Annotated in this window: 20 protein-coding genes; all 20 read left to right on the forward strand. The window is 47.5% G+C overall.

Annotated elements, in window-relative coordinates; all coding sequences use genetic code 11:
* The first annotated feature begins 154 nt into the window (after positions 1 to 154).
* Entirely contained in the window at positions 155 to 781 is a 627-nt protein-coding gene (locus GXO76_10545) for a hypothetical protein (protein ID NOY78292.1), read from the forward strand.
* An 82-nt stretch (positions 782 to 863) separates the two neighbouring features.
* Complete coding sequence (locus GXO76_10550; GenBank protein ID NOY78293.1) at positions 864 to 1,097, forward strand: SHOCT domain-containing protein; 234 nt, start codon at positions 864 to 866, stop codon at positions 1,095 to 1,097.
* Positions 1,098 to 1,291: 194 nt separating this feature from the next.
* On the forward strand, positions 1,292 to 1,609 hold the full coding sequence (locus GXO76_10555) for a cupin domain-containing protein (protein NOY78294.1): 318 nt from the start codon (positions 1,292 to 1,294) through the stop codon (positions 1,607 to 1,609).
* 364 nt (positions 1,610 to 1,973) lie between these two features.
* Positions 1,974 to 2,195, forward strand: coding sequence for an SHOCT domain-containing protein (locus GXO76_10560; protein NOY78295.1), 222 nt, complete (start codon positions 1,974 to 1,976; stop codon positions 2,193 to 2,195).
* A gap of 64 nt (positions 2,196 to 2,259) precedes the next feature.
* The gene (locus GXO76_10565) at positions 2,260 to 3,363 is read left to right on the forward strand and encodes a DUF2231 domain-containing protein (GenBank protein ID NOY78296.1); all 1,104 of its coding nucleotides are present in this window, start codon (positions 2,260 to 2,262) and stop codon (positions 3,361 to 3,363) included.
* A gap of 38 nt (positions 3,364 to 3,401) precedes the next feature.
* Complete coding sequence (locus GXO76_10570; GenBank protein ID NOY78297.1) at positions 3,402 to 4,595, forward strand: multicopper oxidase domain-containing protein; 1,194 nt, start codon at positions 3,402 to 3,404, stop codon at positions 4,593 to 4,595.
* 41 nt (positions 4,596 to 4,636) lie between these two features.
* Positions 4,637 to 5,824 (forward strand): hypothetical protein, encoded by a 1,188-nt coding sequence (locus GXO76_10575; GenBank protein ID NOY78298.1) that lies wholly within the window; start codon positions 4,637 to 4,639, stop codon positions 5,822 to 5,824.
* A gap of 19 nt (positions 5,825 to 5,843) precedes the next feature.
* Positions 5,844 to 6,461: a class I SAM-dependent methyltransferase gene (locus GXO76_10580; protein ID NOY78299.1), complete on the forward strand. Its 618-nt coding sequence runs from the start codon at positions 5,844 to 5,846 to the stop codon at positions 6,459 to 6,461.
* A gap of 57 nt (positions 6,462 to 6,518) precedes the next feature.
* Positions 6,519 to 8,927, forward strand: a complete 2,409-nt coding sequence (locus tag GXO76_10585) for a hypothetical protein (GenBank protein ID NOY78300.1) — start codon at positions 6,519 to 6,521, stop codon at positions 8,925 to 8,927.
* A gap of 74 nt (positions 8,928 to 9,001) precedes the next feature.
* On the forward strand, positions 9,002 to 9,178 hold the full coding sequence (locus GXO76_10590) for a YHS domain-containing protein (GenBank protein NOY78301.1): 177 nt from the start codon (positions 9,002 to 9,004) through the stop codon (positions 9,176 to 9,178).
* A gap of 174 nt (positions 9,179 to 9,352) precedes the next feature.
* On the forward strand, positions 9,353 to 10,528 hold the full coding sequence (locus GXO76_10595) for an NAD(P)/FAD-dependent oxidoreductase (GenBank protein ID NOY78302.1): 1,176 nt from the start codon (positions 9,353 to 9,355) through the stop codon (positions 10,526 to 10,528).
* 13 nt (positions 10,529 to 10,541) lie between these two features.
* On the forward strand, positions 10,542 to 12,251 hold the full coding sequence (ptsP, locus tag GXO76_10600; protein ID NOY78303.1) for a phosphoenolpyruvate--protein phosphotransferase: 1,710 nt from the start codon (positions 10,542 to 10,544) through the stop codon (positions 12,249 to 12,251).
* A 2-nt stretch (positions 12,252 to 12,253) separates the two neighbouring features.
* Positions 12,254 to 15,169, forward strand: a complete 2,916-nt coding sequence (locus GXO76_10605; protein NOY78304.1) for an MMPL family transporter — start codon at positions 12,254 to 12,256, stop codon at positions 15,167 to 15,169.
* 43 nt (positions 15,170 to 15,212) lie between these two features.
* Positions 15,213 to 15,956, forward strand: a complete 744-nt coding sequence (locus GXO76_10610) for an outer membrane lipoprotein-sorting protein (protein ID NOY78305.1) — start codon at positions 15,213 to 15,215, stop codon at positions 15,954 to 15,956.
* Positions 15,953 to 17,296, forward strand: coding sequence for a hypothetical protein (locus GXO76_10615; GenBank protein NOY78306.1), 1,344 nt, complete (start codon positions 15,953 to 15,955; stop codon positions 17,294 to 17,296). The genes GXO76_10610 and GXO76_10615 overlap by 4 nt, the downstream gene beginning before the upstream one ends.
* Before the next feature lie 60 nt (positions 17,297 to 17,356).
* Positions 17,357 to 18,097 carry a hypothetical protein gene (locus tag GXO76_10620; protein ID NOY78307.1) on the forward strand — a complete coding sequence of 247 codons (741 nt, stop codon included), beginning with the start codon at positions 17,357 to 17,359 and terminating at the stop codon, positions 18,095 to 18,097.
* 508 nt (positions 18,098 to 18,605) lie between these two features.
* The gene (gene cadA / locus GXO76_10625) at positions 18,606 to 20,690 is read left to right on the forward strand and encodes a cadmium-translocating P-type ATPase (protein NOY78308.1); all 2,085 of its coding nucleotides are present in this window, start codon (positions 18,606 to 18,608) and stop codon (positions 20,688 to 20,690) included.
* Between the two features lie 29 nt (positions 20,691 to 20,719).
* Positions 20,720 to 21,115 (forward strand): DUF302 domain-containing protein, encoded by a 396-nt coding sequence (locus GXO76_10630; protein ID NOY78309.1) that lies wholly within the window; start codon positions 20,720 to 20,722, stop codon positions 21,113 to 21,115.
* A 237-nt stretch (positions 21,116 to 21,352) separates the two neighbouring features.
* Entirely contained in the window at positions 21,353 to 21,946 is a 594-nt protein-coding gene (locus GXO76_10635; protein ID NOY78310.1) for a methylamine utilization protein, read from the forward strand.
* A 13-nt stretch (positions 21,947 to 21,959) separates the two neighbouring features.
* Positions 21,960 to 22,388 carry a hypothetical protein gene (locus tag GXO76_10640; GenBank protein ID NOY78311.1) on the forward strand — a complete coding sequence of 143 codons (429 nt, stop codon included), beginning with the start codon at positions 21,960 to 21,962 and terminating at the stop codon, positions 22,386 to 22,388.
* The last annotated feature ends 3 nt before the right edge of the window (positions 22,389 to 22,391 follow it).

A 22,391-nucleotide genomic window follows, 5' to 3' on the forward strand; every position in this document is an offset into this window, starting at 1 on the left:
GGTGTAGAATAACCCTCAATCGGGGGAGTCTTTCTCATATCTGTAATTTCTGATGGGTTGTTTTTTCTGGAATTGTCAATCGCGAGGCTTTTGGCACAATAATTGAGCCTTACCATCGTGAACGTTAAAAATAACCAAAACGAGGAGGTTTAAAATGAGACAAAAAATGATTATGACATTCGCAATTGTGCTGGGACTTTTGACATTCGGCGAGTGGGCCATGGCTCAATCAGCCGGGCAGAGCAACACTCCCATGCCAATGAAAAACAGCATGATGCAAATGCGTCAAAAGGCCATGGGCAATACCGCAAGTGCCCAGGCAAAACCCGGTATGATGCAGGGCGGCATGATGGGCATGATGAGTATGATGAAGGGGAATGGCATGATGGGCATGCACGATCCGCTGTTTAAAACCCTCTACGCTTATGGGTGTCCGGGATATTTATTGAAAGTATCCACTCCCCTGGGTCTTTCCCAGGAACAAGTCCAAAAACTGGAAAACCTGAAGCTGAACTTTAAGAAGGTGGCTGTTCAGAATAAGGCCGACCGTCAGGTTGCAACCATCGAGCTCAAACAAATTCTAAATGCAAATAATCCGGATTTTAAAAAGGCCCGGGCAAAGGTTAATCAAATCAATGCGTTGGAAGGAAAGCTGCGCGTAACATTCCTGAGCACAATTGAACAGGGACGTCGGGTATTGACGCCGGATCAATTGCAAAAACTAAAAGCACTTTCAGCCCAAGCGCCTATGACAAAATGTAAAACAGGCATGATGAAATAGATCAGACCCAAAAGCTGACGGGGCAGGGCTGAAAACTCTGCCCCATTTTTTTAGGATAACTTAAATAAGGAGGAAAAAAGAAATGATGCACGGATTTGGCTGGGGCGGTATGTGGTTTGGATCCATTTTTTGGCTCTTGTTTCTGGGAGTCATTATATGGGGCATTCTTTCCTTTACCCATAACCAAAAGAGAGAAAATCGCGAGATAACCACTCCAAGAGATGAAACACCGCTTGAAATTTTGAAAAAGCGTTACGCAAAGGGAGAACTGACTCAAAATGAATTTGATGCCATGAGGAAAAAATTAATTGAATAAGACATCATTTTTTGAGTATATTAACGAGTGTGTTTCAAAATTATTTTTTGGAGCAATTGTGGCGGGGTGCCTTTGCGACTAAAAACAGGGCCCGGACTGCCAGCATATTTAACCATTGCAAATAACAAAAATACCCTTAGTTTGGGTTTGGAACACAGACAGACCCAAATCTCACAACGAATACGGGAGGAAAAATGAGCACCGATTTAAGCGTTCACACCCTGGTTGATTTAGTCAGCTATCAAGCGGACTCCGTGGTCAGCAAAACGCTCCTGAAGAAGGATGCCGGGTCTGTAACACTCTTTGCTTTTGATCAAAATCAGGCTTTGAGTGAGCATACGGCTCCCTACGATGCCCTTGTCTACATTATGGATGGTGAGGCTGAAATCACCATTTCCGGGAAACCGTTTATTTTAAGAACGGGAGAAAGCATCATCATGCCGGCCAATGATCCCCACGGCCTAAAAGCAACCCAAAAATTTAAGATGATGCTGGTCATGATCAAATCCTGAAAGGGTTTTTTATCAGAAACAGGGCTCAACCTTTTTACCCCGAAAGCGCAAATTAAAGAGAACGAATAAAAACAGCCATCCAAATAATAACAGTACGATATTGCCTTTTCGTCCCTGTTTTCATCCAAAAAACTAATGAATCCTTATAAAATTGTGTAGAATATTCTGCACAATTCCAGATAAAGTAAAGAATATTGTCTAATGTCTCATTTTAATTTCCTCTGAATAAATCCAGCTTATTTCATAAATAACAATACCCTATCGGCGCAATTATTCCATGGCATAGGGTTTGCGTTTACTATGGACAACAAGAAAACTGAAAAAACACAAATAATACATAAGGAGAAAAATCATGATGGTAGGAATGGGATTTGGATCGGTATTCGGGCTACTTGCCCTGTTATTAATTGGTTGGGGTGCGTTTAACCTGTTTAACTCAAATCGAAACAGGGACCACTCTTTTTCACCAGGCAACACACCCGGCCGTTATTCGGACGCCCTGGATATTCTGAAACAGCGTTATGCCCGGGGCGAAATTTCGCAGATTGAATACGAACGCATGAGACAGGATCTTGGCAATTCATGAATTTGCGCACGTATCTGATCCGCAAATTCCCCAATTCTTTAAACCAGTATAAAGGACGGCCATAATGACACTTATTCCTGATTGGATGTCCAATGTGCATCCGCTCATCGTTCACTTTCCCATTGCCCTTCTGGTAATTGCCGTTGCGGCTGATTTTGTGGGACTTATTCTGCGACGCCAAACGTGGCTAAAACCGGCCGCATTGTGGCTTTATGTTTTTGGCGCACTGGGAACCATCGGCGCCTATCTTTCCGGTAAGCAGGCTGCAGACATTGTTAAATTTCCGCCCCCGGCTTTTCCGGTTATCAGTACACACGCCGATCTGGCTCTTTTTACGATGTTGTTTTTCAGCATCTATGCTCTGTTACGGTTTCTAATTTATTGGAAAAAATGGGATCATCGTCCGGTTGTGGCTGTCCTTTTGTTTGTTGTGGCAGCGGCCGGACTTGGCCTGATACAGCAAACCGCTGAGCGGGGCGGTGAGCTGGTTTTTCGCTACGGTGTGGGCACCAAGACACAGGCCGTTCCTGCAGCAGCATCCGAAAATAAAACCCCCGCAGCAGCCATTGTCGTTGGCGAAAAAGGGTCCTGGCGCTGGAAGGCGGGTACGGATGCTCCGGCCACATTACGCCAGAATTTTAATCTTCTTCGGGGAAATTGGAAAAACTTGGTTTTGCAGGGTGTTCAGTTCAAAAACGGTACCCCGGCTTTAGACATTCAATCAAAAAGCAATGAACCCTTTTTATTCGATTTCGGACCAAATCTTGAAAATGTGCAAATTACGGCATGGGTCAATCTTGACGGGTTTAAAGGGCGTTTTTTTCTGGCACACCACATTTTGGGCCCGGGTGCCTACACATTTTTTGAAGCAGAAAATAACCAGGCCAAACTGGGACAAATGAAAAACGGCGTTGTAAAAGTTTTCGACACAGGGGAATTCCCCCAGAAAACCTGGTTGACTTTTAAAGCCGTGAGCAGCAAGGGACATTTCCGCGGCTACATCAATGACAAATTGGTCGCTCACGGTCACGGCTCCGATCCGGAAGCCGGGGCCGCAGGCTTTGGCTTTTCCGGCACGGGCAACATTCAGATTGCTGAAATCGATGTGATTTCGCTGGACGAGGCAGTACCTATGATGAATATGGAACACCAGAATATGCCTCACTAATCTTCAAATTCTATACGTAACTTTTGAGGGAGCTTTTTATGAAACGAAGAAATTTTATGCAAACATCTACCATTTTAACCGCGGCTGCGGCCCTTTTGCCGACCCATTTGCTCAGTAAGCCGGTCATGGCCGCCAACGCCCAAAAATTTCCGGCCCCGCTGAAACCCGTCATGGACGGCGATGTGAAGGAGTTCCACCTTTTTATCGATATCCATCAACAGGAATTCGTGCCCGGTTTTAAAATCCACACGCTGGCCTTTAACAATCAGGTGCCAGGACCGGAAATTCGTGTTAAACGCGGGGATAAGGTACGGGTTATTTTCAAAAACAAAACCGAGCTGAACCACACTATCCATTGGCACGGGATGCATGTTCCCTGGCGCATGGACGGTGTGCCTTATGTGACCCAAATGCCGGTGATGCCCGGGCAGGAGTTTGTGTACGAATTTACCGCCGAACCGCAGGGCACCCATTTTTACCACTGTCACTGGGGAACGTTATTACACATGCAGGCCGGTATGTACGGCAGCCTGATTGTAGAGGAAGACGACGATCCTATTCGCAAGCGCTTTCCTTATGAGCGCGAATACACCTTACTGTATTCGGCGCACGATGTGAACTTTTTGCGTGAAGAGATGAACAGCATGCTGGAACGCATGAAAGAACGCATGTATCTGATGAAAACCGGACGGTTTAACAAAGAGCGTTTTGCCGTATTCAATACCAAAGAAGAATTTGTGCAGGCCGTTAAAAACGGCTATCAGCCGCCTTACGTGGTAAACCGCCGGGCGCCTGCCGACTTGCCGGTCGCCAACTGGTTTACGGTCAACGGAAAATCGTATCCCATGACGCCCAATTTGTACATCAGAGAAGGTGAGAACATCCGCGTCCGTTTGATCAATGCCGGCATGGAAGAGCACTACCTGCATTTACACGGGCACGATTTTTGGCAGGTGGCCGATGACGGTCTGCCGGTGCCGCAGCCCTGGCAGCGCAATACCTTACGATTGAGTCCGGGTAAAACGCTGGACATTATTATCGAGGGCAAAAACCGCGGCATTTGGACATTTCACGATCACGATACACGGCGGGTAACCAATAACGGGCTGTACCCGGGCGGCAACCTTTTGGCACTGGTGTACGAAGATCTGCCCGCCAAAGAGACGGAACTGAACATGATGGCTAAAAAAATGGGACTGAAAAACCTTCCCGTTGTGGCTTTAGATGAATAACCCCCCGGTTAGAGGGATGAACAGAAATTCTGGAGATTAAAATGTACTTTATAAAAAACATATTCTTGCTTGCATTTCTGGCGGCTTTATTGCAAGGCGCCTCGGCCCAGGTCAGGCCGGAAACCCAACTGGGCGCCCGCGGAGTCATGTCTTTTAATACCGATATTCGCGGCAGCCAAAAAGCCACCAGCGTAAACGACTTTTCCGATACCGGAATTTTATTGGGCTTCCGGCAAAAATTGTACAGCAATTTTCGAGGCCAACTGGTTATTGGACTCCAATTTCCGGATGCCGATTCCGATTTGGGTCAGGTGTTTTTTCATCAGACCTTTTTAAGAATCGAAGATCAGAAGAACATTCTTAAAATGGGGCGTTCGCGCGTGCTCAGCGCTTTGATTGAATTTCCCACGTTACGCGATGACGACGCCCTGCCGCTGACCGACGCGCTGAATCCTTTCTCTTCCGGAGAAAACACGGAAGACAATCAATACGGGAATGTCATCGAAGCGGCGCATGTGTTCGCCCAGCGTTACTGGCTGCGCCTGCATGGCGAACATTTTACCCAAACCCCTCAGCCTCCGGCCACTTCCGAAACCGATTTCAGTTTAAATGCCGCGGGACTGGCTTTGGAATACCGGGTACCGGAAACGCAGATCTGGAACCGGCCGCGTATTCAGCAACTGGGAATCAGTTTGAACAATTTTTTAACGGACCGGCAGGGCTATTCCAACCAATTCGACCAAACATTGAAAAATATTCTGGTATCGGGCATCTTTAACATCAAGCCCGATCCCGTTTATTTTGTGGACGCTCGTTTTCAGGTGGTGTACAATTTGGGATTTAACGAAATCAAAACCATCGCCAATTATTACGATTTAACACGAGCCACAGCGGCGGCGCATTTTTTCTCTTTGCGTTTTTTGTATCGTAAATTAGAACGTCCAACCCTGCAACTGGCTCTTTCCGGCGGATTTAAAGTCTTTCCGAATTTAACGCGCCAAACCAAACAGTGGCAAATGGTGGCCAATGCTTTTTATCGCCTGGGCGAGAATTTTGATCTGGCAGTTCAGGTGCAGCATGCGCGTTTTAACGGCGATTTACAAGCTTTGTACGGGAAAAGCGAAACGCGCTTTCAGGCGGGTTTCGTTTATTCTATCGATCAGCGCTGGAACAAACAATTTGACGACCGCAATTCGCTGTTGAATTTAGAACACGGTTATATTCCGTAGGCTTAAAAAGGCAAAAAAAATGAAAGATGAAACAGAAAAAATCAAGAAACGTTATAATCGCACATCGGTGGTATTTGATCTGCTGGAAAAACCCATGGAGGGGTTTTCCGCCGGATGGCGGGAAGACATCATCAGCGAGGTATCGGGCACCGTGCTGGAAGTTGGTGTGGGTACCGGTCGAAATATTCCCTATTATCCGGAAACGGTAAACGTGATTGCCATTGATTTCAGCAAAAAAATGCTCGACAAGGCACGGGAAAAATATGAGAACACTCACAAAAATGTCACATTTATCGAGATGGACGTTCAAAAAATGGACTTTAGCGATAACCGCTTCGATTGTGTGCTGACCTCCTGTGTTTTTTGTTCAGTACCGATTCCTGTATTGGGTCTGAAAGAAATACGCCGCGTGTGCAAACCAGGCGGAAAAATTGTCATGCTGGAGCATGTGCGCAGTACCCACAAAGTAATTGGCCCGCTGATGGATGCACTCAATCCGTTTCCATTGTTCTTATACGGTGCCAATATCAACCGGGATACTGTTGGGAATCTGAAAAAAGCCGGTTTCACCACCATTCATGTTACAGATTTGTGGGGAGATATCTTCAAAAAAATCGTTGTCATCAACGACAAATAGTGTGCAAAATTGCCGCCGGGTGGTTTGCATGAATGACCCCAAAAATGAGAAAATGTAATGAAAAATGAAAATCAACAGTCTTACTTCCGCGCGGTTGCTTTTGCAATCCCGTTGATCTCGTTCAGTGTTTTGGGGTTCGAGATTATTCTGACAAGAATTTTTTCCGTCATGCTTTCGTATCATTTTGTCTTTATGGTTGTTTCCTTTTCCTTACTGGGTCTGGGGCTTGGAGGAATGTCCTTGCGCCTGTGGCAGAAGCTATCACCGCGGGCGGAGATCGGCGGATCGGCAGCGCTCTTTGCATTATTTATCTCCGTTTCCGTCTTTGCCATTATCAATTTGCCAATCTACGAAAACAGCTTTTTTGTCGATTTCCGATTATGGATTTACATTGCCCTGTCGACCCTGCCCTTTTTTTTCGCGGGTCTGGCGTTTGCAGCCATCTTTCAAAAATTTGCGGGCAGGAGTTCTATTTTATACGGCCTGGATTTGGTGGGCGCGACCCTTGGTGCGCTGGCGGCGGTGCTTTTGCTGGACACGTTTGGCGGTATCCGAGCGGCTTTTATTATCGCAATCGTGGCCGCCCTTGGAGCAATCCTTATCGGCCTGGCAGAAAATATAAAATTTCTTTTAAGGTACATTGGCGTTATCGTCATCCTCTTTCTCTTTCTTTTCTCTGCCAGCCTGTTTTCACCTAAGGTTCCGGTAGCGATGGATTTTAATAAGGATATGTATCGGATATTGAATAACCCCGGTGAAAATGCCAAAATTATTGACACCAGATGGAGTGCTTTTGGGCGAACGGATTTGGTGCAAAGCTCGGTTACACCCAATGAAATGGTTTTGTTTGTTGACGGCGCGGCCGGGACGGTGATGTACAACCTGGATTTTCTTCTGAATAACAAGCAGGAGCAAATGCAGCTTCGCAGCCATTTCGGTCTGTTTTTCCCCTTTTATTTTTTAAAAGATAACGAAAAGGACAATGCTCTGATCATTGGAGCCGGAGGGGGCCGCGATGTGGTTGTGGCACTACTTGGCGGCGTTAAACAGATTACAGCCGTTGAGGTTAACCCGGACCTTGTGGCGCTGGTCAAAAAATACGAAACCTTTGACGGCGGTATTTACACCCGCATACCCAATGTCAAAGTGGTTGTGCAGGAAGGCCGGAACTATCTGCGCACCGTTCACAAAAAATATGATCTCATCATGCTCTCCGTTCCTATTACCAAAAGCAGTCGCAGCCTGGAAGGGTTTGCACTAACCGAAAACTTTCTGTTCACGGTTGAAGCCCTCCGGGATTACCTGGATCACCTTACCCCGGAAGGCCGAATTGTAATTGTGGCACACAACAGCGCAGAAATCTACCGCCTCGTTTCGCTGGCCCTAACGGCATTCGGAGAAAAAAATATCTCACAACCTGAGGCTATGAAACACATTTATACTATCGGCTCAACAATGATGCCGACAATCGTCATTAAAAATCAAGCTTTTACAAAAGAGGCTGTCGGTCCCCGGCATGTTGTCAGCCACCGGCTGGGGTTCGATCGGGGCAATCTGTTTTTTCCTTACATCCCGCAGCAGACGATCAGACTCTCCGAACGACTGGGGGCAGATTCCCAGTTACAAATGTTCGACCAGGTTTTAGTTTATATTTCGAAAGGCAAGGTAACCCTGAATCAGCTTATCCGGAGCGCATCCATAGACATCAGTCCTACAACTGATGACAGTCCATTTTTTTACAAGCAGGAACTGGGGCTGCCAAAACCCTTCGGGTTTTTTTCCGTATTTGTTTTCCTGGTACTGATCCTCCTGGCGATTCCGCTTGCGGCAACCAAAAGCCGTTCTGCGGTTTTAAAACCGTTCGTTCGTTTTCCGCAGATGAAAATTTTCCTGCTGCTGTTCTTCACCATGGGTACCGGATTTATGATGATAGAAATAGCTCTCTTTCAGAAATTAACCCTATATATCGGACAGCCCGTTTTCACGTTAACGATATTGCTGACGTCTCTTTTACTCGGCACCGGAATCGGCAGTTTAACCAGCTCGCTGATAAAAAAACGGCTGGCAACAGCCCTGTCGTTTGCTGCCCTGTCGACCTTTTTGGTGCTTTTGGTCTATAGTATTTTCCTGAACCATATATTTTCGGCTGTTGCGTCCGCTCCGCAAATCGTGGCGGCGGTAATTCTCTTTCCACTGGGTTTCCTTTTGGGTTATCCGTTTCCACTCTCGATTCGGCTTATGAAACAGTATCATCTGGAAAAATACGTGGGCTGGATGTGGGGCGTTAACGGGATCGCTTCGGTCACAGGTTCTATCCTTGCCATGATAATCGGCATCCGGGCGGGGTTTACCTACGCCCTGCTGACGGGCGCATTTCTTTACACGGGAATTGCGGCGTTCTCTTTCATTTTGATCCAAAAAGAGAGGGCCATACCTGATACATCTGCCGGAATGGATCATCAATGATCCGATTCTCCGGCATTTTTATGCCCGGACATTTGTGTGAATGCTACGGGAAAAAAACCAAAAGGAGGTTCAAAATGACTAAAGACCCTGTTTGCGGAATGCAGGTGGATGAAAAAACCGCCGCCGAAAAAAGCGAGTACCAGGGCAAAACATTTTACTTTTGCTCACCGGGCTGCAAGGCGACTTTCGACAAAGAACCCCAAAAGTTCGCTGCCGAAAATTCCGGCCACTCTGGTCACCACCACCATTAGCAGGACTTGTGCGGGAGCCCGGCTGATTTGGTCTCCACTCAAATCGGCCGGGCTCATTTATGCGGCTGAAGCGGGGTTCTTCAGCGTCCTGGTACATTTTTATCCCTATTTACTTTATTTCAGGTTATTTAATGCGTCAAAATTATTTTTTTAAAAATAAATTTATGGCCGAAAATGAAAGATAAAACAGTACATATTATCGGTGCAGGCCCCGCCGGCCTGATTGCCGCCATTACCCTTGCAAAAGCAAATTATCAGGCAATTGTGCACGAAAAAAACAGTGAGGTTGGCAGCCGCTTCAATGGGGATTTTCAGGGACTTGAAAATTGGACGTCGAAAGAAGACGCCCTCTCTTTTCTGAAAAATATGGGCATTGCTGTAAATTTTCGCTGTGTACCCTATCAGACCGGCCATTTTTATGGTCCGAACCAAAAAGAGATTAAAATAAAGGTGGGCAGACCGCTCTTTTATCTCATTGAGCGTGGCAGCGGCAGCGGATCTTTTGATCAGGGATTGAAACAACAGGCCCTGGCCGCTGGCGTACAATTCGTATGGAACGACAATGTGCAAAAGTTTCCCGGGGAAAAAACAATCGTTGGTACCGGACCCAAAGCGGCCGATGTGATTGCCAAGGGCATTCTGTTCAAAACCTCCCATCCGGATGCGTACTATGGTTTTGTTGATGACCGCCTTGCCCCAAAGGGGTACGTCTATTTACTGGTAAACAATGGGAAAGCGACCTTCGCCACCTGTATTTTTGAAGATTTCCGCCACTCTCAGGATTATTTTGACCGCTCCCTTGAAAGCTTGAAAAAGACCCTGGACATCGATATTCGGGAGCCTGTTTCTTTTGGCGGATTCGGAAACTTTTTTCTGTCCGATTCAAGACACAAAAACGATAAGGCACTGTACGTGGGCGAATCGGCAGGTTTCCAGGACGCCTTGTGGGGATTTGGCATCCGTTACGCATTGCTATCCGGATATCTTGCCGCCGCAAGTATTATCATCGGCGGGGATTATGAGAAACTCATCCGCCAGTACATCCTCCCCGCACAAAAAGCGTCTTTAGCCAACCGACTGCTCTTTGATCTTTTTGGAAATTGGGGTCATCAACACCTGTTGAACCGGCTGAGCCGATCGGACAACGTCATTCATGTCCTGCAGAAATATTATCAGTTGTCTCTTTCAAAACGATTACTCTTCGGAATGGCAAAGCGTTGGTATCACACCCGTTTGATCGACAAACAATGCATGCACAAAGACTGTGACTGCGTCTGGTGCCGCTGCGGTAGAAACGAAAATGCCGGGGCAGTCGATCTGGAAAAACCATTATTTCTTCATAATATTTAAAGAGAATTACATAATGAAAGACACCGTATTAAATGCGCGCATTGTTTCGCCGGGCATTGCGATTGGAAAAACATTTTTGGTTCCGGAGCCCTCGTCGGTACTCACCGATAAACAGGACATCGATGTGGAAATGGAATTGCAACGATTTGACAAACAGGTCAAGCATATTGCTTCCGATTTATCGGAATTATTCCTGAGCATTTCCAAAGAAATTGATAAAAAGGATGCAGAAATCATTCAAACCCATCAGATGATTTTGGCCGATGAAGGGTTTAAGAAAAAGGTCATCAATCTCATTTCGGAAGAGTTTATCCCGGTTGAGGCAGCGGTGGAACGCGTGATGAACAATTTTTCCCGCCGGTTGGCAGCCTCTTCCAACGAACTCATGCGGGAACGCGCCATTGACTTCATCGATCTGGCCAGGTACTTTAAAAACCAATCGATCGAAAAACTGGGGATCCCGGAGGAAAAAATAGATAAAGAAACCATTTTGATTGTCGGAGAACTTTTTCCGTCAATTATTCTGGCGGGCAAGCGGCTGGCAACGAAGGGGGTTCTGGTTGAAAGTGCTGCCCCCACGTCTCATGCAGCCATTCTGGCGCGGTCGTTTGGTATTCCCGTACTGGTTGGCCCGCCCGATGTGTCAAAAACCATCCGTACGGGTACACCCATCATTATCGACGCCTACGATGGAAAGATCATACTCAATCCCTCCGCTCAAACACTGGATCGATACAAGAAACGCCTTAAGGAAATTCGCCAAATTACCAAAGCTTATCAAAAGATCCGGACTCTTCCGGCAAAAACACTGGATGGGACAAGAATTTCCCTGGGGGTCAATATTGAGCGGCTGGATGAGCTGCACCTCTTTTCACCGGATGAAATTGATAATGTCGGCCTTTTTCGCACCGAATTTTTATTTATGTACGATCAGACCAATTTCCCTTCCTTTGAACAGCAGGTCAGGTGGTACGAAAAAATCGTTAAACACATGAATGGCAAACCGGTTACCTTTCGGGTGCTGGATGTTGGAGGCGATAAATTTCTGCCCTATTTTTCCATGGGTAAACAGAACAACCCCTATCTGGGTCTGCGGGGGCACCGCGTGTTTCAATATCATCCGGAAATTCTGGAAACGCAATTACTGGCCATTCTTCGGGCAGCCGCGCACGGCCCCGTCAGAATTCTCTATCCCATGATCAACAATCTGGAAGAGGTAGATTATTTGAATGGAATTCTGAACCGAATTAAGACGGAAAACTCCAATTTTCAATTTGGCATCATGGTTGAAACTCCCGCCTCTGTTTTCATGATCCGGGAACTCATCCCCCACGTGGATTTCGTCAGTATTGGTACCAACGACCTGGTACAATATACTCTGACCGTCGACCGCAACAATGAAAACGTTATGCCCTTTTACCAGCCGTTTCATCCGCTTATTTTGCGTATGTTGAAACAGGTTGTGGATGCTGCGGGGGATTTCGGCAAACCGGTATCCGTATGTGGCGAAATCGCCTCTGATCCGCGCTGGACGCCGTTGCTGCTGGGATTGGGAATTCGCTCCCTGAGCATGGCCCCGCTGTTGATCCCGCCCATCAAGAAACAAATCCTTTCTTTGGAGATGGGGCCATGCCGGAAACTGGCAGAAAGAAGCCTGGCAACAAATTATGAAGCGGATGTTCAACGATTCTTAAATGATTTTTTCACAAAGACAGGGAAATAAACATGCTGAAAATAGCCAATTTTGTCATTCGTCACCGTCTTGTGGTCATTCTTGTTATTCTGGTAATAACGATTCTGCTGGGCTGGCAGGCTCTTCGGGTAGGCCTGAATGCGGATTTTTCAAGCTATCTGCGAGAGGATGATCCTCTTGTCCAACAATACAACCGCATCGGCAAGGTTTTTGGAGGCAATTCCATCGGCATCGCCCTGATCACCGCGGATGATGTTTTTTCGAAACCAAGTTTTGAGCTCATCAAAAAATTAACAGATGCGTATGGCAACATGGAAGGCATTAGTTATGCGACCAGCCTGACCAATGTGGTGGATTTCCGAAAAACGGAGTGGGGACTGCAGGTGGGCGCCCTGCTGGATAAAAGTAAAATCCCTGAAACACCTCCAGAGTTTTCCTCTCTGAAATCCTATGTGATGAGCAAAGACCGCTATGTGGGAACCCTGGTCAGCCAGGATGCAAAGGCAACGGCGATTATTTTGCGCTTTGGAGATACCGGAAACAAAACCATCTCACATTTCACAACCTCGCTTAAAGTCAAACAGGTAACGGATTCAATTATTGGACCGGGACAACTTTCCAAAGAAAAGATGAAGATTTATTTTGGCGGCATGCCTTTCCTCATTTTCAATATGACCATGCTCATCACCCATAATCTGGAGGTGCTGGTTCCCTTAATGGTCTTGATTCTGATGCTCATACTTTACATCGGATTTCGCAGTTGGGCAGGAGTTGTATTTCCATTATTAGTGGTCACAATAACGGTTACCTGGGTTGTGGGATTGATGGGTATTTTCAATTTGCAATTCGATCTGCTCACCGGCATTATGCCGGTTGTTCTGCTGGCGTTGGGCAGTGCCGATGGCATTCATCTTTTGAAGCGCTATTTTGAACGGCGCAGGAAGGGCGAGTCTGCCCGTGACGCAGCCCATCTCGTTTACAAAGAGATGGGCACACCCATCGCCTTGACAACGATTACCACCATGGTTGGATTCTCTTCACTGGCCATTTCTGACTTCACCGTTATCCGTCAATTTGGTTTACTCACGGCGCTGGGCGTATTGTTGGCTCTGGTCATTACCCTTACGCTCCTGCCGGCACTTCTGTCCTACAATATCCGCGTTAAACCGGGCAAAACCAAGAAGTCTTCCCATTCAACAATAATGGACCATCTGGCTCTGTTTATTGTTCATCGCAAAATCGGCATCCTCCTTGCAAGCCTGGTCGTGGTGATAGTTTCTCTTGCGGCCATTCCACGAATTGTCAAAGATGTGGATTGGTCCCTTTGCCTGGCAAAGGGCAGTTCCGCTTATCATGCCGAAATGATTCTGAGAAATGAGTTTGGCGGCTCGCTTCCCATTCAGATTCTTATCAACGGCGACCTTAAAGATCCGGCCGTATTGAAAACCATGCGCGTGATTGAGCGTAAGCTGGAAACCATTCCCATGGTAAGTAAGTCCACTTCTGTTGCCTCCGTCATCGCCGAAATGAACGCTGCTATGAATGACCGCTATGTTATCCCCGAAACCCGGCGGGGCGTAGCCAACTTGTGGTTTCTGATCGGAGACAAAGACATGATGAAGCAGATGGTTGCCGAAGACGATAAGGAGGCACTCCTGCAGGCGAGGCTGGACACCTGGCGAACCACGGCACTGGTAGCGGCAGTGGACAGCATCAATACTTTCCTGACCGGGCTGCCGTCTGAGCTTGCCGTCGTGGATTTGTCCACCGCACCACAATCTTTGCTGCCTGCCCTGCTGCAGATCAGGAAACAAACCCTGATGAAAAATCTGCGCCGCGATATGGAAAAATATGGACTAAGTCCATCCACCGACGAGCTGCGGCAAGTTGTTGCTTCCGCGATGAATGCACGACCGGATAAACCGGCCCTGCAAGATATCGGCCGGGCGGTTACACGTTATTTGCAGAGTCCTGAAGCAGAACTTGCATTGCCTGCTTTTTCCGTCCGCCGGATCACCCGTGCTGTCATCAGCCGTTTGCAACAGGGGGAAATTCCCAAAAAGGACGCCCTGACGCAAATTATCGTCCGTCAGGCTCCCGGTGCGGACCCTGCCGACACCGGCATGCTGGCCGAATCTCTGGTACAGGTTGTGCGGGTGGCTGCCGGCGAAAGTCGAATTTCCCCCGCTCTCGAAATCATTAAAAATCGCTTTAAAGGCTCTCTGGCCGAAAAAAAGAACCTTCTGCGGGATGTGAAAGGCAGTTTGTGGGAAGTTAATGAAAATGACCTGGTGATGGGTGCACAACAGGCGAAGCGCTTGTTCGCCGGCGAAAAAACGGGATCGTACCGTGAGGTGTCCTGGCGTTTTGCGCAAACGGGCCTTGCGCCTGTACTGAACCGCATGGAGGAGGAATTGACCCCAACACAGACCGAAAGCCTTTTGATCACCCTGATTGTCATCATCGTGCTGCTGTCCTTGATTTTTCGCTCACCTCTGGGAGGTGTGCTGGCTGTGGTGCCCATTACGATCACAATCCTCGTCAATTTTGCGGTTATGGGCTACACCGGCATCGGACTGGATTCCTTCACGGCCATGATTGCCTCTATTGCTATTGGGCTGGGTATCGATTACGCCATTCATTTCATCTCCAGATTCCGCGATGAGTTAAAAAAAGACGGCAATGAAGTGGCCGCGCTGCAACGCACGCTTGGAACAACCGGTATTTCCATTCTTATCAATACCCTTTCCGTGGGTCTGGGCTTTTCAGTACTTCTGGCGGCAGGCGGACAGCACATTCGCCGATTCGGGGGTCTAACGGCTCTGACCATGATTGTGAGTGCCATTTTCACCTTGATGCTGCTGCCCTCTTTATTCTTATGGGTCAGACCTAAATTCATGAGGCAGGCTATCCAGCACTCAGAAGAGACCAAAACAAAGAAAATCTGACACGGATTGCGCCACCCAAAACCGGAGCAAATAAGGAGTAACCATGAAATCGCCTAAAAATTATTTATTGATGAGTTTCTTTCTTCTGATCGCAGGCAGCGCCTACACGCAATCTGGCCAAACCGTCCTTGCCAGAATTGATTCAGTGCTCAGTGCGCCCAAAGACATGATCGCTGCAGAAAATATGACGTTGATCGACAAAAATGGTACGCAAAAAGTCCGCAAGATTAAGATTTACCAAAAAGGCAGCCAAAAGCGCCTGGTGCGTTTTCTTTCGCCGGCCGATGTTCGCGGCGTGGGATTCCTGCGCCTGTCAAAAAACCGCCTCTATCTCTACCTCCCCGCCTTTCGCCGTGTACGGCGGATCGCCTCATCCGTGAGAAACGAGAATTTTATGGGCACCGACTTCAGTTATGAAGATATGTCACAAAGCAGTTACGGGAAGGACTACACCGTAAAATCGATGCAGCAAACGGCAAAGCAGGTCATTCTGGAACTCATTCCCAGGCCGAACGCCGATGTGAGTTACGGCAAACTGGTATTGTTTGCGGACAAATCCAATAATGTGGTTCGAAAAGTTGAATATTACACTCCGGCCGGCACGTTGCAAAAGATTATGAAAATCGACGATATCCAGAAAATAGACGGCTATTGGTTTGGCATGCGCATGGAAATGCAGACCGTCAAAAACGGTCATCGAACGGTTCTGAAACAGTCCAGGATTCAATTCGATCAGGGTTTGAAGGACAGTTTTTTCAGCGAGAGAAATCTAAAAAGGGTCAAATGATGACTGATTTACAAAGAAAATCGAAGCGCCCCATCCTTGCGCCGCCTGTCAAAACCCTGAAATGGCTGTTTGTTATTTTCGCTATTTTTGCGGCCTCTTCGGTTTCGGCTCAGAAACTTCAGTTGAGTGGTTTTTTGCAACTGGACAAGAGAGTGACCATCAGAGGCGATAGCGCAGCCATAGCCGACTTCTACAACCGTTTTCGTCTGGAACTATCGGCCCCCATGAGCGAGCGGCTGTCCGCTTTTACCAGTCTGGACTTCCGTTTTTACGATTTATCACGAGTGGGTACACTCTCCCAACTGGAGGATTTAAGCCGAAATTCACCTGCCGATTGGTCCATTTGGGAAGCCTACGTAGATATTTACGGATTTCTCACGAAAAACTTTGATCTGCGCATGGGCAAACAGCGTCTGGCATGGGGAACCGCAGACAAGCTCAATCCCACCGATAATCTGAATCCGGATGACTTTTCTGACCTTGTGAATTTTGCCGAAAAAATCCCCACCTGGGCTCTGACCGGAAAGTATTACGCGGGAAACTTGACGCTGACCGGGGTGTGGCTGCCGTCTCTGACACCTGTGCTCCTGCCGCGGCACGGCGCCGATCTGTTTCTGGGCAGCCAGATGTCCGGATTCCAGGATACACTGATGCGGCCGACCCCCCGGCTAAACCACAGCATGTTCGCCTTCAAAATCAGTGGGAATTGGGGTAAGTGGGATTATTCTTTAAGTTATTTCAACGGGTATGATGACATTCCAATTCTATCGGGGGTGGACATAAAAGGTGTGGCCAACACCCTGCTCGATCTGAAATTCCCGAAAATGCAGGTGGCCGGCGGGGATTTTGCCACGGAGCTTTTTGGCCTGGGGCTTTGGGGAGAAGGTGCCCTGTTTTTCCCGGAGAAGGTAATCACCCGAACGGTTCTTGGCCCATTTTCAAGCAGCACGGTAGCGCTGGACAGTAAGCCCTATTTCAAATTCACCCTTGGCGGGGATTATACGTTCCCCAGAGGCTTGTATTTTAATGCCCAGTGGATGCACGGATTTTTCACTGAGCGGGGCAGTCCGTTCTTACATGATTATCTTATTCTGCTAATGGAAAAGCAATTATTTCAAAACCGGATCAAATTTTCACTCGGCGGCGGTCTGGAAATTGCCGAATGGCAGAAAGTAAAAAACTTTTATGGTTTTGGACTTTTTCCGGAGTTGACTTACCAGGCCATCGATAATCTGCAGTTTTCTGTGGGAAGTTTTAGTACCGGCGGGAAGCCTTCAACCCTTTTCGGAAGCTGGAAAAATGCCCGTCAAATTTACTTGCGGGCCAAAATTAACTTTTAAAATTCAGTAAATTGTATTAAATTAAAAAGTAGGACAGAAACCAACCAAATTGGGAGAAAAATGCCTGAAAATTTAATCTGGTTTGTGTGGTCGCTGGGCCTTATACTGGTCTGGATTGGTGTTTTTGTCGCTTACCGGGATGGGCGGAAGCGAATGCTGTGGGCCAGTTTACTGACGGCCCCATTCGGATTAACAGAACCCATCTTTGTGCCGGAATATTGGAATCCACCCTCTCTTTTTAATCTGGCACAGACGACCGGATTTGACATTGAGAGCCTGATTTTCTCATTCGGTATTGGGGGACTCGGGATCGTTCTTTATGATGCTGTCTTCAAAATCAAACATGAAAAAATGAGTCCGTCTGAAAAACATCACAAGCATCATCGCTTCCATATCTGGACCCTTTTATCACCGATCATCCTGTTTCCCCTGCTCTATTTTTTAACCGATTGGAATCCCATTTACAGCGCAACCGCCACCATGTTTCTGGCCGGGCTGGCAGCACTGTGGTGCAGGCCGGATTTGAAAATCAAAATATGGGTTAGTGGGCTTATTTTTTTACTTTTTTATACCATTTATTTTTTATCCCTGGATCTGACTTTCCCCGGCTATGTGGAAAAGGTCTGGACATTGTCCAATATGTCTAATATTTTTATCTTTGGAATTCCGATTGAAGAACTGCTTTTCGCCTTTACCTTTGGAATGTTATGGTCAAGCTACTATGAGCACATCTTGTGGTTAAAAATTGTTCCGAAAAAAACGCCCTTTGAGAATAACCAAAACCCACACCATCCGGAATAGCGCATTTTACACGTTTTTACAGAATAAACCGCTTGGACGATTTTTATCTTTCTTCATCATTGTTAGATAATACTCAACACTCTGACTGCAGAATATTCTACAAAATGATAAAAACACCCGACTCATTTTCATTTTGTCCTGCAGTTATCTATATGTTATTATAATACTTACTCCAACAAGAATACGCTGGCATAGAAGTTGAAGTATTGTTAAAAAAATACCATTAAAATAAAGGGATAAACTATGACCTAACTGTTACCAAATTAATTTCAGGCGTTATTTTTTTGCCCAATACCCGAGGCCGTAACTCCTGAAGATCATGTTTGCATCGCTGGAAAAAAAGGCCGATTCATTATCGTCTGTGGCAACTTTTTTATGAACCAAAACTAAGAGGGATTAACAAATGAAAGACCACAATCACTCAAATCACTCGGACCATCATGATGAGCCCGAACACCATCATCATGACATGAATGACGAGCATAAGGAGCATGCGGATCATCAAGAAATGGAACACATGCACGACGAGCATGGCGATCACGAGGACCACCATCCTGCTGAACACGACAAACACGCCGAACACCAGCAAATGGAACATAGCCATGCCGGACATCAGGACCATGCAGAACACAAGGGGCATCACGACCACCACGCCCACATGGTAGCCGATTTTCGCAAGCGGTTCTGGATTTCAACCCTGCTCACACTTCCCATTCTGCTGCTTTCACCCATGGTTCAAAAATTTCTGGGACTGGGTGTCTCGTTGCAGTTTCCCGGATACACCTATCTTTTGTTCATCCTGTCATCTACCGTGTTCTTTTATGGGGGGTATCCATTTCTAAAGGGCCTGTTCGATGAACTTAAGAAGGCTACACCGGGCATGATGACATTGATTGCCCTGGCTATTTCCGTGGCCTATTTTTACAGCAGCTTTGTTGTCTTTGGCCTGAGCGGAAAATTTTTCTTCTGGGAACTGGCCACTTTAATCGACATCATGCTTGTGGGACACTGGATTGAAATGAAATCGGTAATGGGGGCGTCGCGGGCGCTGGAAGAGCTGGCCAAACTGATGCCTGCCGATGCCCATAAACTCATGCCTGACGGCTCCGTTATGGATGTCCCCCTGGACCAATTGAAAGCAGGGGATCGTGTACTGGTTAAACCCGGTGAAAAGGTCCCGGCCGACGGCATGGTTGTGGACGGTGAATCATCGGTAAACGAGGCCATGTTGACGGGTGAATCCAACCCGGTACATAAAACGGCCGGAAAGCCTGTCATCGGCGGGGCCATCAACGGCGAAGGATCAATTACCGTCGAGGTGCAGCGAACGGGAAAGGATTCATTCCTGTCGCAGGTGATTGATTTGGTGCGCGAAGCCCAACAAAGCAAATCGAAAACACAAGATTTGGCTAATCGCGCGGCATTCTGGCTGACGATTATCGCCATAACCGGTGGAGCGGTTACCCTATTCGTGTGGCTGGCCATCATGCACAAGGATTTCGCCTTTGCGCTGGAACGCACGGTAACGGTGATGGTTATTACCTGTCCGCATGCGCTGGGCCTGGCCGTGCCGCTGGTGGTTGCCGTATCAACGGCCATCTCGGCCAGCAACGGCCTGCTCATTCGAAATCGCATGGCTTTTGAATCCGCCAGAAAGATTCAGGCAATTATTTTTGACAAAACCGGAACACTGACGGAAGGAAAGTTCGGCGTTACGGATACCGTTTTACTGAATGGAAAATTGAATGAAGAAGAACTTCTGGCCTACGCTGCTTCTGTCGAAGCCCACTCCGAGCATCCTATTGCTCAGGGCATCGTTAATTCCGTAAAGAAGGCCTGGGATGTGAAAGCCTTCAAAGCTATCCCCGGGAAAGGAGCACAGGGCGTTGTTAAGGGCAAAAAGGTAATGGTAGTCAGCCCGGGTTACCTGCGCGAGGAAAAAATTGATATTCAAAACAAAGCCATCGAAACCCTGAATAGTCAAGGCAAAACGGTCGTTTATGTTTTGATTGATGGTATGGCAGTGGGCGCCATTGCACTGGCCGATATTATTCGACCCGAATCCAAGGAAGCCGTGAAGCGGCTGAAAGAAATGGGCATCCGTACCATGATGCTCACCGGTGATAATAAACAGGTAGCAAAATGGGTTGCCGACGAATTGGATCTGGATGAGTATTTTGCGGAAGTTTTGCCGCATGAAAAAGCTGCTAAACTCAAAGATGTGCAGTCGCGAGGCCTGACCGTGGCGATGACCGGTGACGGCGTCAACGACGCCCCGGCTCTGGCACAGGCTGATGTGGGAATCGCTATTGGCGCCGGAACGGATGTGGCCGTTGAGACGGCAGATATTATACTGGTGCGCAGTAATCCGCTGGACGTGGTGGCCATTATTGGCCTGGCCAAAGCCACATACAGAAAGATGGTGCAAAACCTGGCCTGGGCAACCGGCTACAATGCCTTTGCCATCCCTCTGGCTGCTGGTGTTTTATACAGCTACGGAGTCTTGTTAACCCCTGCCATGGGTGCCGTGCTGATGTCTTTAAGCACAGTCATCGTGGCCATTAACGCACGTTTTTTAAAACTAAAAAAATAAAATAAACCCCCAAGAACGGAGAAGAAATCATGAAACAGACCGAATATGCATTTACAAAAAAAGTGAACCTGAGTTACGACGAAGCCATTGCAAAAGTGACGGAAGAGCTCAAAAAAAGAGGGTTCGGTATCCTGACAGAGGCAGACGTCAGGGAAACGCTGAAAAAGAAACTGGATGTGGATTTCAAACCCTATAAAATCCTGGGCGCCTGTAATCCCCCCAACGCGTATAAGGCGCTCCAAGCAGAAGAACAAATTGGGTTGATGCTGCCCTGCAATGTGATTGTTTATGTGAATGACAATGATGAAACGATCGTCGCAGCCATCGATCCGGTGGCTTCCATGCAGGCTGTGAATAATCCGGAAGTGAAAAAAGTAGCTCAGACCATTCAGGAAGAATTAAAATCGGTTATGGAATCCGTGTAGAAAAACCCGGAACCGGTGAGGTTCAGAATTAAAGCCCATACCCCGAAGTTTTTATGGCTCCGGGGTATGCAGGCATAATACGGAAGGGTGGCCATCAGGCCGAACAAAACAGACCAAGGCTCACCATTGCCATCGATACGGCCGGATGAAAGAACGTGTTTTTTTCACCAGCCGCGCTGTGAAGGGATTTTGGATCACGCGGGTTAAACGGGGCAGATACGTATTAAGGAGACAACAATGAAAATTATTTCAATGGCTTTTTCAACAGCTTTACTGGTTCTAATTTGGGTACTGAACCTGACTGCCGGAGAAATTACCGGAACGGTCACCGTTAAAGGGGCGGCGGATAATGGGGGTGCCGTCGTGTTTATTGTAAAAAATAAGGGCATGACATTCCCGGCCCCGAAACAAGAACCGGCTATGAATCAGAAAAACCTGAAATTTACACCCCATGTACTGGCGGTAATGGTGGGCACCACGGTAAAATTTAAAAATAACGACAAGGTTGCCCACAATATTTTCACGCCTTCCCCGGCCGGTGACCGGTTCAACCTGGGAACGTGGAAAGGCAATCAGGTTAAGACCCACACGTTCACTAAAAGCGGTGAAGTGGTGCTGCTGTGCAACCTTCACCCCGAAATGGAGGGCTTCATTTATGTGGCACCCACGCCGTATTTCGCCAAGACCGATGCAGCGGGGCGCTACAAAATCGAGAATGTGCCGGCGGGCTCCTACACGCTCAAAGTGTGGTCGGAATACGGAAATGCCCGGCCGCAAAAAGTGACGGTTCCGGAAAAGGGAACGGTCACTGCAAATTTTATGGTAAAATGAGGGAAGACTAAGCATGCAACAGCTGAAAGGAAAAATAGTCTGGGGGTTGGTCCTTGCTCTCTTACTCATTTTGGCTGCCTGCGGACAAAATTCAAATGAAAACAGGCGCGGCGGAATGATGAGTGGAGGAAATATGATGGAAGGCAGGCAGAATAGAGTGGAGGACAGCACCGTTTCCGGAAAGGGTGGAATGATGGGGTCTTTTCAAAGCGGCCAGCGGACCGAAACATCCCGTAATTTTCAACAGAATATTAACGAAAAAAAGGCCTATGAATTCGCGCAGGCGTATCTGCAATCCACCGGCAACACGGACTACAAAATCGGTAAAAGCCGGGAACGGGATGGCGGGTTTGAATTTCCGTTGATTCGTAAATCGGATGGCATCCGCGTCGCCAGCCTTTTCGTGGACAAGAAAACCGGTAACGTGCGCTCAGTAAAATAAATA

It is taken from the genome of Calditrichota bacterium, assembly GCA_013151735.1.
GTDB lineage: Bacteria > Zhuqueibacterota > JdFR-76 > JdFR-76 > BMS3Abin05 > BMS3Abin05.